This window comes from Rubricella aquisinus (genome assembly GCF_014199445.1).
In the GTDB taxonomy this organism is placed as follows: Bacteria; Pseudomonadota; Alphaproteobacteria; order Rhodobacterales; family Rhodobacteraceae; genus Rubricella; species Rubricella aquisinus.
The window spans coordinates 102,166-116,904 of sequence record NZ_JACIJS010000008.1; the positions used below are offsets into that span (position 1 = coordinate 102,166).

14 protein-coding genes are annotated in these 14,739 nt (G+C 62.4%); 6 read left to right on the forward strand and 8 right to left on the reverse strand.

The genetic code is table 11. The annotated features are described in order from the left end of the window. Positions 1-2 precede the first annotated feature (2 nt). The 5 genes from mrdA to FHS89_RS13735 all read right to left on the reverse strand — a co-directional run bounded on the left by mrdA (position 3) and on the right by FHS89_RS13735 (position 6,233). A complete protein-coding gene (gene mrdA, locus FHS89_RS13715) occupies positions 3-1,949 on the reverse strand; it encodes a penicillin-binding protein 2 (protein WP_184012622.1) in 1,947 nt (648 codons plus the stop codon). Further along, the gene (mreD, locus tag FHS89_RS13720) at positions 1,946-2,458 is read right to left on the reverse strand and encodes a rod shape-determining protein MreD (protein ID WP_184012624.1); all 513 of its coding nucleotides are present in this window, start codon (positions 2,456-2,458) and stop codon (positions 1,946-1,948) included. Before mreD ends, mrdA begins: the two co-directional genes overlap by 4 nt. Next, positions 2,451-3,311: a rod shape-determining protein MreC gene (gene mreC / locus FHS89_RS13725; RefSeq protein WP_246413908.1), complete on the reverse strand. Its 861-nt coding sequence runs from the start codon at positions 3,309-3,311 to the stop codon at positions 2,451-2,453. The genes mreD and mreC overlap by 8 nt, the downstream gene beginning before the upstream one ends. 80 nt (positions 3,312-3,391) lie before the next feature. After that, on the reverse strand, positions 3,392-4,429 hold the full coding sequence (locus FHS89_RS13730; protein WP_184012698.1) for a rod shape-determining protein: 1,038 nt from the start codon (positions 4,427-4,429) through the stop codon (positions 3,392-3,394). Positions 4,430-4,676: 247 nt separating this feature from the next. After that, positions 4,677-6,233 carry a 2-isopropylmalate synthase gene (locus FHS89_RS13735; RefSeq protein ID WP_184012628.1) on the reverse strand — a complete coding sequence of 519 codons (1,557 nt, stop codon included), beginning with the start codon at positions 6,231-6,233 and terminating at the stop codon, positions 4,677-4,679. 250 nt (positions 6,234-6,483) lie between these two features. On the opposite strand from FHS89_RS13735, the gene FHS89_RS13740 reads away from it, so the two are divergent. Then, a complete protein-coding gene (locus FHS89_RS13740) occupies positions 6,484-7,176 on the forward strand; it encodes an SDR family oxidoreductase (RefSeq protein ID WP_184012630.1) in 693 nt (230 codons plus the stop codon). Positions 7,177-7,254: 78 nt separating this feature from the next. Further along, the gene (locus FHS89_RS13745; RefSeq protein WP_184012632.1) at positions 7,255-8,787 is read left to right on the forward strand and encodes a cryptochrome/photolyase family protein; all 1,533 of its coding nucleotides are present in this window, start codon (positions 7,255-7,257) and stop codon (positions 8,785-8,787) included. Positions 8,788-8,790: 3 nt separating this feature from the next. On the opposite strand, the gene FHS89_RS13750 is transcribed toward FHS89_RS13745, so the two are convergent. Both FHS89_RS13750 and FHS89_RS13755 read right to left on the reverse strand, forming a co-directional pair. Beyond that, positions 8,791-9,048: a hypothetical protein gene (locus FHS89_RS13750; RefSeq protein WP_184012634.1), complete on the reverse strand. Its 258-nt coding sequence runs from the start codon at positions 9,046-9,048 to the stop codon at positions 8,791-8,793. A gap of 66 nt (positions 9,049-9,114) precedes the next feature. After that, on the reverse strand, positions 9,115-9,369 hold the full coding sequence (locus tag FHS89_RS13755; RefSeq protein WP_184012636.1) for a hypothetical protein: 255 nt from the start codon (positions 9,367-9,369) through the stop codon (positions 9,115-9,117). Positions 9,370-9,532: 163 nt separating this feature from the next. Here FHS89_RS13755 and FHS89_RS13760 point away from each other — a divergent pair, with 163 nt between their 5' ends. Continuing rightward, positions 9,533-10,033 carry a GNAT family N-acetyltransferase gene (locus tag FHS89_RS13760; RefSeq protein ID WP_184012638.1) on the forward strand — a complete coding sequence of 167 codons (501 nt, stop codon included), beginning with the start codon at positions 9,533-9,535 and terminating at the stop codon, positions 10,031-10,033. After that, positions 10,030-10,548, forward strand: a complete 519-nt coding sequence (locus tag FHS89_RS13765) for a DinB family protein (protein WP_184012640.1) — start codon at positions 10,030-10,032, stop codon at positions 10,546-10,548. The genes FHS89_RS13760 and FHS89_RS13765 overlap by 4 nt, the downstream gene beginning before the upstream one ends. A gap of 74 nt (positions 10,549-10,622) precedes the next feature. On the opposite strand, the gene FHS89_RS13770 is transcribed toward FHS89_RS13765, so the two are convergent. Next, entirely contained in the window at positions 10,623-12,074 is a 1,452-nt protein-coding gene (locus FHS89_RS13770; protein ID WP_184012642.1) for an MORN repeat-containing protein, read from the reverse strand. Positions 12,075-12,286: 212 nt separating this feature from the next. On the opposite strand from FHS89_RS13770, the gene FHS89_RS13775 reads away from it, so the two are divergent. Beyond that, on the forward strand, positions 12,287-13,957 hold the full coding sequence (locus tag FHS89_RS13775; RefSeq protein WP_184012644.1) for an NAD+ synthase: 1,671 nt from the start codon (positions 12,287-12,289) through the stop codon (positions 13,955-13,957). Next, positions 13,954-14,625, forward strand: a complete 672-nt coding sequence (locus FHS89_RS13780; protein WP_184012646.1) for a GNAT family N-acetyltransferase — start codon at positions 13,954-13,956, stop codon at positions 14,623-14,625. The genes FHS89_RS13775 and FHS89_RS13780 overlap by 4 nt, the downstream gene beginning before the upstream one ends. Positions 14,626-14,739: the final 114 nt, after the last annotated feature.

A 14,739-nucleotide genomic window follows, 5' to 3' on the forward strand; every position in this document is an offset into this window, starting at 1 on the left:
GCTCAGGCCCGCCCTGATCCGGCGCTGCGGGGTGGCGCAGTGCTGCTGGCGGGGATGGAGCGGCGCTGCTCCTCAATCTCTTCGCGCAGGGCGGGGGGATAGGCCTCCAACGGGGGCAAGCCGCCATAAAGCGCGCGCATCAGGATGTCCCGCGCGATGGGGGCTGCGGCAGCCGACCCGCTGCCGCCATGCTCGACCACCACGGACACCGCGTATTTCGGATCGTCATAGGGCGCGTAGCCCACAAACAGCGCGTGATCGCGGCGGTTCCATGGCAGATCCTCGTTGCGGAACACGCCTGCGCGCCGCTCGGCCTCCGAAATGCGGCGGACTTGGCTGGTGCCTGTCTTGCCCGCGAGGATCATCTCCGCATCCGCGATGCGAGAGGAATAGGCGGTGCCGCGCCGCTCATTCGATACGGCAAACATCCCGTCGCGGACCGCGCGCAGCCCCCGTTCGGACACCTCAAGCGGTGGCGCGGGCTGGGGCTGGATCAACCGTCCATCAATGGAGCGCAACAGCGTCGCCTCCACCGCGCGGCCCGTCGCGAGACGCGCGGTCATGATCGCCAATTGCACGGGAGAGGCCAGCATGAAGCCCTGCCCGATCCCGGAATTGAGCGTGTCGCCGCCCTGCCATGCTTCCCCCCTGACGGCAGCTTTCCAGCCGCGCGTCGGGGTCAGACCAGCAGCCACCGCAGGCAAGGGCAGATCGGGCCGGATGCCCAGCCCGAATTTGTTGGCAAAGGCGGTCAGCCTGTCCATCCCGATACGCTGCGCGATGTCGTAGTAGTAGATGTCACAGGAATGCTTGATGCTGTCGCGCAGGTTCATATGACCATGCCCGCCCCGCCGCCAGCAGTGGAACCGCTGATTGCCCAGCATCATCGAGCCATTGCAGAAAATCTCCTCCTCCGGGTCCACAAGGCCAAGCTCAATCGCGGCAAGTGCCACGATCATCTTGAACGTGGAGCCGGGCGGATAGGCACCCGAAACGGTCTTGTTATACATCGGGCGATGATCGTCGCTGTTCAGCCGATCCCAATCGCGCTGCGAGATGCCAAAGACGAAATTATTGGGATCGAAACTGGGCGCGGAGGCAAGTGCGAGCAATTCGCCCGTATGCACATCCATCACGGTGGCAGCCGCACTTTCCTCCCCCATGCGGCTCAGTGCATAGGCTTGCAAACCGTAGTCGATGGTAAGCTGCATATCCGCGCCGCTGCGCCCTTCGGCACGGTCAAGCTCGCGGATCACCCGGCCCACGGCGTTGACCTCGATCCGGCTGGTGCCTGCCTGCCCGCGCAGGGTGTCCTCGTGCCGCCGCTCAACACCCGATTTGCCGATCTGGAAATCGGGGATCTGAAGCAGCGGATCCGGGTCTTCGATCTGGCTCAAATCCCAGTCCGACACTGGCCCGACATAGCCCACGAGATGCGCGAATTCCGGCCCGTGGGGGTAGTGGCGCGACAGGCCCACTTCCGGCGAAATGCCCGGCAACGCGGGCGCATTGGCCGAGACGCGGGCGAAATCCTCCCATGTCATATGCTCAAGCACCGCCACGGGCACAAACGCCGCGCGGGAGGCCACATCGCGCAGCACCCGTTCCCGCCGCTCCGGGCTGATCTCAACGATCTGAGCGAGACGATTGAGCACATCCTCCACATCGCGCGCCTGTTCGCGGACGATGACGATACGGTAATTCTGCTGATTGATGGCGAGCGGCTCACCGTTGCGGTCGAAAATGAGGCCGCGCGCGGGCGGGATCAGGCGCAGGTTGATGCGGTTTTCTTCGGCCAGAAGCCGGTATTTGTCGGCCTCGACCACCTGCAATTGTCGCATCCGCCAGGCGAGCGTGCCGACAAGCGCGAGTTGCAGGCCCAAAAGCAGCACACCCCGGCGCGAAAATCGCCGCTGGGTCGGTTCCGGCGTCTGTGTCTTTTTGCTCATTCGGTTTGCCTCCGACCACGCCCAATGCGCAGCGCCGCCCGCACCGCGCCCGCGAGCAACGGATAGCATAGCGCGGTCACGACCGCATTGATCAGCACCATCATCGTGTCAGGGCGCGCAGCGAAGGTGATCATCAGCACGCCCAGTTGCGCCAGACTGCCAAGGAGGATCAGGAGGCTCACAAACACCCATTCGAGAAGGAATGGCACGCCTGCAGGCTGACGGCGCAGCACCTCCGTGATCAGGAGGAGCGTCAGCGCGCCCAGCCCCACGGGCCGCCCGAGCATCAGATCGGCAATCAGACCAATGGCGAACATCAGGATCATCGGCGCGGATTGCGGATGGCGCAACGCCCAAGCGCAGGCAAGGCACAGCACCAGATCGGGCACCGCAAAGCCGCTCGTCGCCGGGCGCAGCGGCATCAGCGACACGGCCAGCAAGAGTGCAGCGAGCGTCGTCAGCACAACCGCCGCGAACGCATGCCGCAGGATGGGTGTGGTGTCACTCATTGACCACGCCCTCCTCCGTCGGGGACGCAGGCAGGGCCGCACCGATCAGGCCGCCCGGCCCTTCCACCGATTGCGGCGGGCGGAAGTTGAGGATCCGGACGAATTCGAGCCGGGCATACTCCGCCGCCGGGCGCACGCGCAGGCGGTTTTCGCTGTCGCGCACCACCACGCCGACCAAGAGATCGGGCGGCAACACCCGCCCGTCACCCGATGTCATCACCCGGTCGCCGGGGCGCACCCGCTCGGGCGCCTCCACGAACTGGACAAGGGGCATTCCGGTATTGTCGCCCGTCACCACCGCCCGCTGCCCGGTGCGCTGCAACACCACCGGCACGCGGCTGTTGATATCCGTGAGGTAGATGATGCGGCTCGTCTCCTCCCCCACACCGGACACCCGGCCCACAAGGCCAAGCCCGTCCATCGCGGCGGCACCGTCCTGCACCCCGTTGCGACGGCCCACATTCACAAGCCCGCTTTGACTGAACGGCCCGCCCGTGTCGGTCAGCACTTCCCCCGTGACAAACCGCATCTGCGGCGACAGGCGCACATTGTTGAGCGCGCGCAGGCGGGCATTGCGCTGCTCCAACTGGATCGCGGCCTCCCGCCAGCCGCGCAGATCCTGCACCTCCCGGCGCAATTCCTGATTTTCCTCATAGACCCGGACATAGGATTCGAAATCCTCCGCCATCCGGGTCAGCGTGGCGGCGGGGCGGCTTGTCCAGTCAAACGCCGGGAACACCGCGTCGGCCACCGCCATGCGCAACCGCTCCACCCGTGGATTGTCGATCCGCCACAGGGCAAACAGGGCGACAGACAGGATGATCAGCAGGCCAAGGATGACCTGCCGCGTCATACGCCATACGTCCTGATCGCTTTGCGATTGCGCCAAAATGGCCTCCGATCCGCATCACTGCCAGGGGGAGGCAGTGCGTGTCAGTTGCTTGTGCCGTAGTCGATAACGTGTTGCAGGCGGCGCTCGAACTCAAGGCTCTTGCCAGTGCCAAGGGCCACACAATTCAGCGCGTCATCCGCCACGGAAATGGCAAGCCCCGTCTGCTCCCGCAGGGCAAGGTCAAGATCACCCAAAAGCGCGCCACCCCCGGTGAGCATCACGCCCCGGTCCACGATATCCGCCGCAAGGTCCGGCGGGGTCGCTTCAAGCGCGGTCATCACCGCCTCACAGATTTGCTGCACCGGCTCGGCGAGCGCCTCTGCCACTTGCGCTTGCGTGATCTCCGTCTCTTTCGGGACGCCGTTCAGCAGATCGCGGCCCCGGATTTCCATCGCCTGACCGCGCCCATCGGCAGGCACGCGGGCGGAGCCGATGGTGGTCTTGATCCGCTCGGCGGTGGCCTCCCCGACCAGAAGGTTATGCTGGCGGCGCAGATAGCTTATAATCGCCTCATCCATCCGGTCCCCACCCACACGGACGGACCGCGCATAAACGATATCACCGAGCGAGAGCACCGCGACCTCGGTCGTGCCGCCGCCAATATCCACGATCATGGAGCCGGTCGGATCGGTGATCGGCAGGCCCGCGCCAATCGCGGCGGCAATCGGCTCTGCAATCAGGCCCGCTTTGCGCGCACCGGCGGCAAGCACGGATTCGCGGATGGCCTTCTTTTCAACCGGGGTTGCGCCATAGGGCACGCAGACGATGATCTTGGGCTTGCCGCGTTTGTTTACCTTGCGGATGAAGTGTTTGATCATGGCCTCGGCCACATCGAAATCCGCGATCACCCCGTCGCGCATCGGGCGGATCGCCTCAATGCTGCCGGGCGTGCGGCCCAGCATCAGCTTGGCGTCCTCACCGACTTCGAGCACCTGTTTCTTGCCGTCGCGCACGTGATAGGCCACGACCGATGGCTCGTTCAGGACGATGCCCTTGCCCTTCACATAAATCAGCGTGTTCGCGGTGCCCAAATCAATCGCCATGTCTGACGAGAACACACCGGAAATTGCACTCAGCATATTGAACTGCCCCTGTTCATCCGCCCGATCCACATATCACGCTCACCGGGGATTTCGCCTGTTTGACAAGCGTTATACGTCCGCGCAGGACAGCAGGTAAAGGGCATGCTGCACCGCAATGGGTTTGAAACGTGGCGTTTTGTCGATTTGCCGGTGGTTGTTCGGAATTTGGCGCGGCCTTCGGCGTCTTTGCTCCGAAAAACCGGGGCTGCCTGATTTCAGACACCCCCGGTGGTGATCATTGGTCTTAGGCCGTGCTGACTGCGTTTGGCACGACTTTCTCACGCCGCACGACCAGCTTGTTTAGCGCCCCGATATAGGCGCGGGCGGAGGCCACGACCGTGTCGGTATCTGCGGATTGGCCCGTGACGATCGCGCCGCCTTCCTCCATCCGCACGGACACGGTGGCCTGCGCGTCGGTGCCTTCGGTCACGGCGTGCACTTGATAGAGTTGCAAGCGCGCCTCATGCGGGAACATCGCCTTGATCGCATTAAAGGTCGCATCGACGGGGCCGTCGCCCGTTGCGGTGGTCGAATGCTCCTGCCCGTCGATGTTGAGAGTCATTTCCGCCTGTTGCGGGCCAGTGGTGCCGCACTGCACGGACATGGACACAAGCCGGATATGCTCTTGTCCAGCGGAAGCGTCGGTATCCGACATCAGCGCGATCAGATCGTCGTCATAGACCTCCTTCTTGCGGTCGGCCAATTCCTTGAACCGTACGAAAATATCCTTGAGCTGGTTGTCGCCCACCTCATAGCCCAGATCCTTGAGCTTTGAGCGCAGGGCCGCGCGGCCCGAATGCTTGCCCATGACGATATTCGTCTCTGAGAGGCCGATATCTTCGGGGCGCATGATCTCGAACGTCTCGGCGTTCTTGAGCATACCGTCCTGATGGATGCCGGATTCGTGGGCAAAGGCGTTCTTACCGACGATTGCCTTGTTATACTGCACGGCAAAGCCGGACACGGCGGCGACACGGCGCGAAATCCCGATAATCTTGGTCGTGTCGATCCCGGTGCTGTAGGGCATGATGTCATTGCGCACCTTGAGCGCCATGACGACTTCCTCCAGCGCGGTGTTGCCCGCGCGCTCCCCCAGACCATTGATCGTGCATTCGATCTGCCGCGCACCCGCCTCGACCGCGGCCAAAGCATTCGCCGTGGCCATGCCCAGATCGTTGTGACAATGGGTGGCGAAGGTGATCTCATCCGCGCCGGGCACCTCTTCGATCAGCATCCGGATCAGATCGGCGCTTTCGCGGGGCGCAGTATAGCCCACCGTGTCGGGGATGTTGATCGTGGTGGCCCCGGCCTTGATCGCGATTTCCACGACACGGCGCAGATAGTCATGCTCCGTCCGGGTGGCGTCCATCGGGGACCATTGCACGTTGTCACAAAGATTGCGCGCGTGGCTGACCGTGTCGTGAATGAGGTCCGCCATCTGATCCTGATCCAAATTCGGGATCGCCCGGTGCAGGGGCGAGGTGCCGATAAAGGTGTGGATGCGCGGGCGGGCGGCGTGTTTCACGGCCTCCCAACAGCGGTCGATATCCTTGAAATTCGCGCGGCTGAGCCCGCAGATCACGGAGTTTTTCGACCGGCGGGCGATCTCGCTCACTGCCTGAAAATCCCCTTCGGAGGCGATGGGAAAGCCTGCCTCGATGATATCGACGCCCATCTCATCCAGCATGGAGGCGATCTCCAGCTTTTCGGTATGGGTCATGGTGGCACCGGGCGATTGTTCGCCGTCGCGCAGGGTCGTGTCGAAAATCAGGACGCGGTCCTGTTCGGATGTGGTGGTCATTGGAATGGTCCTTAGTCTGTCAGAATGTCCGGTGTGTTTCGGCGCGGCCCGGTGATCCCCTGAGCGTGCGCGCCGATATCCCCGGCACGCTCAGAGGCTGCTAAGGAGGAGAAGCGCATCGCGACCAATCATGGTCTGGGCAGGGATATGTGCGGTTCTGATCATGGGCGGCACTATTGCGCGGCTGCGCGCGGGATGGAACCCCGAAAATGCACTGGACGCGCGGGCATGATGCGCCATGTAGGGGGCCATGAGTATTCAAGGTGACTTTGATGCCCGCTTTCGAGGTGGGCGCGCGTTGGTGATCGGCTCGACCGGGGCGATCGGATCGGCGCTGATTGATCGGTTCAAGCGGGTGATGGCGGTGGATGCCCTGTCACGCCGGGAGAACGGGTTTGACGTAACCGAGGAATCGAGTGTGGAGGCTTGGGCCAAGCGCCTGCCGGAGCAATACCAGATCATCTTCAACGCCACCGGCGCGCTGGAGATTGACAACCATGGCCCCGAAAAGACGATCCGCGCGATTGATCCGGAGGCGATGGCCGCGCAATTTGCGCTCAATGCAATCGGGCCTGCGCTGATCCTGAAACACCTTTCGCCCCTGTTGGCGGATGGGGGCGTGTTTGCGTCGATGTCAGCACGGGTCGGCTCCATCGGGGATAATGGCTTGGGCGGGTGGATCAGCTATCGCGCGGCTAAGGCGGCGCAAAACCAGATCGTGCATACAGCCGCCATTGAGATTGCCCGCAAAAAACCCAAAGCGGCGGTCGTGGCGCTGCATCCCGGTACGGTCGAATCGGAATTGACCCGCAAATACCTCGGGCGGCACGGATCGGTGACGCCGGATGAGGCCGCTGACAACCTTGCCCGCGTGATTGCGGGGCTGGGACCGGAGCAAAATGGCGGATTCTTCGACTGGAAAGGGGAGGTCATCGCGTGGTGAGGCGCTCCCGCACGTCATGCGCGGTGCAAGCACCGCTTTTCCCTTTGGGCCGGGCGGCGCTGCGCGCCGGAGCCGCGCATGGCTGATCCACGCTTGATCCTTGTTCTGGGGGATCAACTGTCCCTTGGTCTGTCCGCGCTGCGCGAGGGGGTGAAAAGCCGCGATATCGTGGTGATGGCGGAGGTGCGGGAGGAAGGCACCTATGTCGCCCATCACGCAAAGAAAATCGCGCTGATCCTGTCGGCCATGCGCCATTTCGCGAAGGAATTGCGCGCGGATGGCTGGACGGTCGCCTACACGGCCCTTGATGACGCGGAGAACACCCACTCGATCGGCGGGGAGGTGTTGCGGCGGGCGGAGGAGCATGGCGCGGATGAGGTGATCGCCACCGTCCCAGGCGAATGGCGCCTGCGCCAAAAGCTCGACCATCTGCCGATCAAGACGACGCAGCTCCCCGATGACCGTTTCATCGCCAGCGAGGGGGAGTTCGCAAACTGGGCTGAGGGGCGCAAATCCCTGCGGATGGAGTATTTCTATCGCGAAATGCGGCGCATGACGGGCATCCTGATGGACGGGAAAGACCCTGAAGGCGGCAAGTGGAACTACGATTCGGAGAACCGCAAACCGGCCTCTGGTGATCTGTTCATGCCTGAGCCATTGCGCGTCACGCCCGATGGAGTAACGGAGGATGTACTGGCCCTCGTCGCGGCGGAATACCCCGATACGTTTGGGCAGCTAGAACCGTTTTGGTTCGGCACGCGCCGGGCGGATGCGGAAAAGGCCGCCGATCACTTCTTCAAGGAGGCGCTGCCGGGGTTTGGCGATTATCAGGACGCGATGCTGGAGGGGGAGCGGTTCCTCTATCATTCGGTGCTGTCGATCTACCTCAATATCGGGCTGCTCGACCCACTTGATCTGTGCCAGCGGGCGGAGGCGGAGTATCGCGCGGGGCGCGCGCCGCTCAATGCAGTGGAAGGCTATATCCGCCAAATCCTTGGCTGGCGGGAGTTTATCCGGGGGATCTATTTCCTTGATGGGCCGGATTACACGAAACACAACAAACTGCGCGCCCAGCGCAAATTGCCCGATTTCTATTGGACGGGGGAGACGGATATGGCCTGCATCCGCGCCGCCGTCACCCAAACGATTGAGGAAGCCTATGCCCACCATATCCAGCGGCTGATGGTGACCGGCAATTTCGCGCTGATCGCGGGGATCAATCCGGCGGAGGTGCATGAATGGTATCTTGCCGTTTATGCCGATGCGTTTGAATGGGTGGAGGCACCCAACACTATCGGCATGGTGCTGCACGCCGATGGCGGTATGGTTGGCTCAAAACCCTATGCGGCGTCGGGCGCCTATATCGACCGGATGTCGGATCATTGCGCCGCCTGCCACTACAACGTGAAGGTCAAGCATGGGGAGGGCGCGTGCCCGTTCAACCCGCTTTACTGGGATTTCCTGCTGCGCAATCGCGAGCGTTTTGAGGGCAATCCGCGCATGGCGCAGATGTACCGCACATGGGACCGGATGAAGCCCGAAAACCAGCGCGCCAGTCAGGACAGCGCCGCCGCGATCCTCAAAGATCTATCGAATGGAAAGCGGATTTAGCGCTCACCGCACATGCGCTGACATCATAAAGGCCTCTTGCGCTGCCGCAATCACGCGCTGCTGCATCGCGATTTCGGATGCGGAGGCCGCATCGGGGCGGGCATGGGTCACCGGCCAACTGGCGTAAAGGGAGGCCTGCCCGCTATGGGTGGCGACACCGCTGCCTTGTGGGATCGCGGCAAAAACGGATGTGCCAATCAGCAGCCCGAGCAGCCCCGAAAGCCAAGCATGATTGCGCTGTTTTTGCATTTTGACACCCATCGGACACTTACAACGGAACATGCCCAATATGTCATATGTTGCCCGATGGCTGGCGTGAAACCTCCGTCAATTTGTGGGCAGGCCGCGTGAATTCTGGGCCATGAGCCGGTCCGCGCCAGCAATCTCCGCCGCGAGGATCACGAGAAGCCGCATCCTTGCCTCCGTCGGGGAGAGCTGCCGGTTTGGCAGGCTGTCCGGGTTCGGCCATGTCTGAACCGTGGTGATGGCTGGTGTCGTGCCTCTCATGTCGGGCTGTGTCACATCCGCCTGCGCGGCACCTGCCGCGCCGATCACAATGGCGCAAAGAAAATATCTGATCATCCTGAGTTCCCCCCTCAATTGGAAGCGCCCCCCGGCGCATGGCTCTTTTTTGCCGCGGTGGGGTTAACGGATGGTTAGGGCGAAGGGGCTGTTTACGGTGGATTTGACGCAAATCCGCGCGGGGTCTCGTCAGAGGATGAAAGCCGATGGTAGGCTGCCCCAGATGACAGACCCGTCCGAATACACCTTCCGCAAGGTCACTTTGGCCGATGCCGATCTGTTGCAGCGATGGCGCGCAGCGCCCCATGTGCGCGCGTGGTGGGCACCCTCCCCGCCCTACAGCGCGGCGCAATTGGACGATCCGGATGTTGATCGCTGGATCGTCTCGATGGGGGACCGGCCCTTTGGCTTCATGCAGGATTATACCGTTCATGGCGCGGCGGAGCATCATTTCGCGCATCTGCCCGCCGGGGCGCGGGGCATTGATCAGTTTATCGGAGAGGCCGAGTTATTGGGTCAGGGACACGGTCCCGGTTTCATCCGCGCGCGGATGATGGCGCTCTTTGACGCGGGCACCCCCGTCATCGCCACGGACCCGCACCCGGACAATCACCGGGCGATCGCGGCCTATCGGAAACTGGGGTTCCGGGTCACCGGGCCTGCACAGGAAACCCAATGGGGGCTGATCCTGCCCATGATGGCCACAGCGGGAGAGGTGCGATGATCACGACCGAATTCGTCCAGACCATGGCGCGGTATAACCGCTGGCAAAACCGCTCCCTGATTGAGGCGGCAAGCACGCTGTCCGATCAGGATCGATGGCGCGATTGCGGGGCCGTCTTTCGCTCCATTGCCGAAACGCTGAACCACATTCTGTGGGATGATCGTGTCTGGTTGGCCCGTCTTAGAGGCGATGCGGCCCGTGCCGCTGAGATCGGAGCGCGGCACCCCTATACGGACACGCCGCGAGATTGGCTGGACTTCATGCGGCAAAGGGCGGCGCTGGATGACGAGATCATGGTTTTCGCGGATGGCCTGACCGCGGATGATCTGTCGCGAACGGTCCAATGGACCCGTGGCGATGAGGAGGTAGAGACCACCGTCGCCTTTAACCTTGTGCATATGGTGAACCATCAGACCCATCATCGCGGTCAGGTTCATGCGCTGTTGACCCGGTTCGGCGCGGCGCCACAGCCCACCGATGTGCAGATGCTTGATCTGCTCGGCGGTAAGGGTTAGGCGGCGATCCCCCCAGCGCCAAAGCAAAAAGGCCGCTCCCGGGGAACGGCCTTTTCGAAATGATTTGCTTAGCGTCAGTCGGTGACGGTGATCCCGGCGGCTTCTGCCTCCTCGCGGGTCGCCTCTTCATCGTTGACCCAGTAGCCGTCATATTCTTCGCCGGTGGAATAGATCATAAGGCCACGCCCCTGCCGCTGACCGCTGACAAAGAAGCCCTCATAGCGGTCGCCATTGGGATAGATCGCGGTGCCCTGACCGTGAATCTCACCTGCGAGCCAGCCACCGACATATTCAAACCCATCGGACATGGTGATCGTACCGGTGCCTTCGCGCTGCCCATCGGCAAAGCTGCCCTTATAGACGGTGCCATCGGCATAGGTCGCGACACCCTCACCATGGCGCAGGCCATCGCGCCAATCGCCCGCATACTGATAACCATCATCATAGGTCATCACGCCATAGCCGTGATTGCGCGCGTTGAGGAAGCTGCCTTCATAGACCAGCCCGTTGTCATAGCGGGCGATGCCTTCGCCCTCGATCACGCCATTGACCCACTCACCGGAATAGGTGGAGCCATCGGGATAGGTGATCGTGCCGGTGCCGTGGCTGACGCCATCAAGGAACTCGCCCTCATAGACGGACCCATCGGGATAGCGCATGAAGCCGGTTCCTTCGATCCGGCCCTCGACCCATTGTCCTTCATAGACATAGCCATCGGTGCCTTGGAACGTGCCCTGCCCATGGCGCAATCCGGCGAGGAACTCGCCCTCATAGATATCGCCATTGGCGAAGGTGGACAGGCCCGTGCCTTCCCGCTCTCCATTGACGAATTCGCCCTCATAGACGTCGCCATTGGGCTGGGTCAGCACACCGATGCCGTTGATCTGGTTATCGACCCATTGGCCAACATAGGTCAGCCCGTCGGGCAGCGTGAGCGATCCTTCGCCAACGCGGTTGCCCTGCACGATGTCACCGACATAGATCGCACCATCGGGATAGGTGATCTCACCCGACCCATGTTTGGTGCCGTTCTCCCATGTGCCGGAATAGCGGTAGCCATTGGGTGATTCCATCGTGCCGGTGCCGTGGTGGACGGAATTCTGGAACTCGCCCTCATAGCGCACGCCATTGGCATAGATCGCAACGCCGGTGCCCTGAATCACGCTATCGACCCACTCGCCCTCATAGGTGCCGCCATCGGAAAAGACGATGCTGCCCTGTCCTTCGGGCTTACCGTTCACGAACTGCCCGGTATAGACGGAGCCGTTCGGGAATTTGGCCACGCCTTGGCCTTCGATCCGGCCATCAACCCATGTGCCAGTGTATTCATACCCATTGGGGAGCCTGTAGGTGCCCTGCCCGTGTTGCAGGCCGTCCTTGAACTCGCCCTCATACACGCCGCCTGTGTCGTACTGTTTGATCTGCACGTCACCGGATTGATCCTGCGCAACCGCGACAGAGCCAAAGGCCAGCAAGGTTGTCAGGCCCAGCGTTGAGATCGTCTGCCGTGAAAAGGCTGTGTTCATTTCGTCCTCAGTCATCCGCGCCCGGCGGATCGACCTCCCTCTGAAAACCAAAAATTCCCCAAATGTCCCGATGGATACTAGAAGCGAAACCAACGGGGGGCAACACGCTTGTGCGCAATCATTGCCTTGTCCGATCAGGACGCCTCACTTGTAATCCGGCCCGGTGAAATGTATCGCCATTTCAGCGCTCTTCCAGTCCGAAAGGTCGGCACATGACAGCGACATTCCGCCTGACACTGGCGCAGTTGAACGCAACGGTCGGGGATTTTGCGGGCAACGCGGCGCTCGCCAAACAGGCCCATGCCGCGGGGGCCGCGGCGGGCACCGATCTTGTGATGCTGCCAGAGATGTTTTTGACCGGCTACCAGACGCAGGATCTGGGCCGTCGCCGTGCCTTTGTCGCGGAGGCGCAGCGCTGGGTGGAGCGGCTCGCGCAGGAGTGCGCGGATGGCCCCGCGCTCGGCATCGGAGCGCCCGCCCTGCATGGGGCGGAGTTGTTCAACGCCTACTACATTCTGTCCGGTGGGCAAATAAGCAGCGTTATTCGCAAGCAAATCCTGCCCAACGACGATGTTTTCGACGAAAAACGCATCTATGCGGCGGCGGACCCGCAAGGCCCGGTGAGCATCGCCGGTGTGCGGCTCGGGCTCCAGATTTGTGAGGACGCGTGGCATGAGGGGCCGACCGAAACGCTAGAGGAAAGCGGGGCTGAGATTCTGCTCGTGCCCAACGGCTCCCCCTATCACCGGGACAAACGCGATGTGCGGATGAACCACATGATCGCACGGTCGGTCGAATCTGGCTTGCCCGTCGTCTATCTCAACATGGTGGGCGGGCAGGACGATCAAATCTTTGACGGTGGCTCTTTCGTGTTGAACCTGCACGGCGAGGTGGCCGCTGAATTGCCCGTGTTTGAAGAGGCCATCCGCCATGTCACGTTCGAGCAGGGCGCGGATGGCTGGCGCTGCCTTCCCACAGAGCGGGAAAGCATTCCTGACGCGTGGGAGCAGGACTATCACGCAATGGTTGTGGGGCTGCGGGATTACCTCGCCAAATCCGGGTTTGGACAGGTCGTGCTCGGCCTGTCGGGCGGGATTGATTCGGCGCTCGTGGCAACCATCGCGGCGGATGCGTTCGGGCCGGAGAATGTGCATTGCGTGATGCTGCCCTCGGAATACACCTCCGCCCATTCGCTGGAGGACGCAGCCGGGGTGGCAAAGGCGCTCGGCGCGCGGCTCGACACCATTCCGATCAGCGGCCCCCGCGCCGCCGTGACCGAGGCGCTCGCGCCGTTGATGGTCGGCACGACGCCCGATGTGACGGAGGAGAATATTCAAAGCCGCCTGCGCGGGTTGCTCTTGATGGCCGTGTCCAACAAATTCGGCGCGATGCTGCTGACCACCGGCAATAAATCGGAGGTCGCGGTGGGGTATGCCACGATTTATGGCGATATGGCGGGTGGCTACAATCCGATCAAGGATCTCTACAAGACGCGGGTGTTTGAAACCTGCCGCTGGCGGAATGCCAATCACCGCCCGTGGATGAAAGCCCCAGCGGGGGAGGTCATCCCACCCCGCGTGATCGACAAACCGCCCAGCGCCGAGTTGCGCCCCGATCAAAAGGACGAAGACAGCCTGCCGCCCTACGACGTGCTCGACGATATTCTGGAGCGGTTGGTGGACCGGGCCGAATCCGTCGATGATGTGATCGCGGCGGGCCATGATGCCCAGACTGTCGAGCGCATACAGCACCTCGTGTTCATCAATGAATGGAAACGGTATCAAAGCGCGCCGGGCGCACGGCTGACCCCGGGCGCGTTCTGGCTCGATCGCCGCTACCCGATGGTAAATCGCTGGCGGGATCGCCCGGGCAGCGGCGCATGACCGATCGCCCCATTGGCCCGATTGTCGAAGGGTGGTCACCGGCCTCAGCCGATATGGCCCTGACCGCAACGAGGCAGTATTGCCGCATCGCGCCGCTGGAGATGGGGCATGTGCCCGCACTTTTCGCGGCATTCGATGCCGATGATGGCACGATGTGGGATTACATGCCGAACGGCCCATTCGCGACCGAGGGCGATCTGGCCGCTTGGGCGGAAACCGCCGTGACAAGTACCGACCCGCTGTTTCATACGATCATGGGTGCGGGCGGCGTGCCACTTGGATTTGCCAGCTATCTGCGGATTTCCCCATCTGATGGCGTGATCGAGGTGGGCTTCATCGCGATGAGCCCCGCGTTGCAGCGGACCCGCGCTGCGACCGAGGCCATGTATCTGATGATGCGCCATGCATTCGAGCGCGGCTATCGACGTTATGAATGGAAATGCAACGCGTTGAACGCGCCGTCGATGCGCGCGGCGAAGCGGCTGGGATTCACGTTTGAGGGAATTTTCAGGCAGGCCACCATCGTGAAAGGGCGAAATCGGGACACTGCGTGGTACTCCATTCTCGATCACGAATGGCCTGGACAGAAGGCCCGGTTTGAAGCGTGGCTCAATCCTGAGAATTTTACGCCCGAAGGCCAGCAGATAAGGTCGCTTGCGGAGCTTTGAATGTGCTCGATGTGCGATCCGGGCGCGCTGAGCGTTGTCGAAGTCGTCACCTGCCCTGAAGCATCAAAGCGTGCGGCGGCACCCCTCCTTAGGATGCCGCCTCTTTTCTCGTCG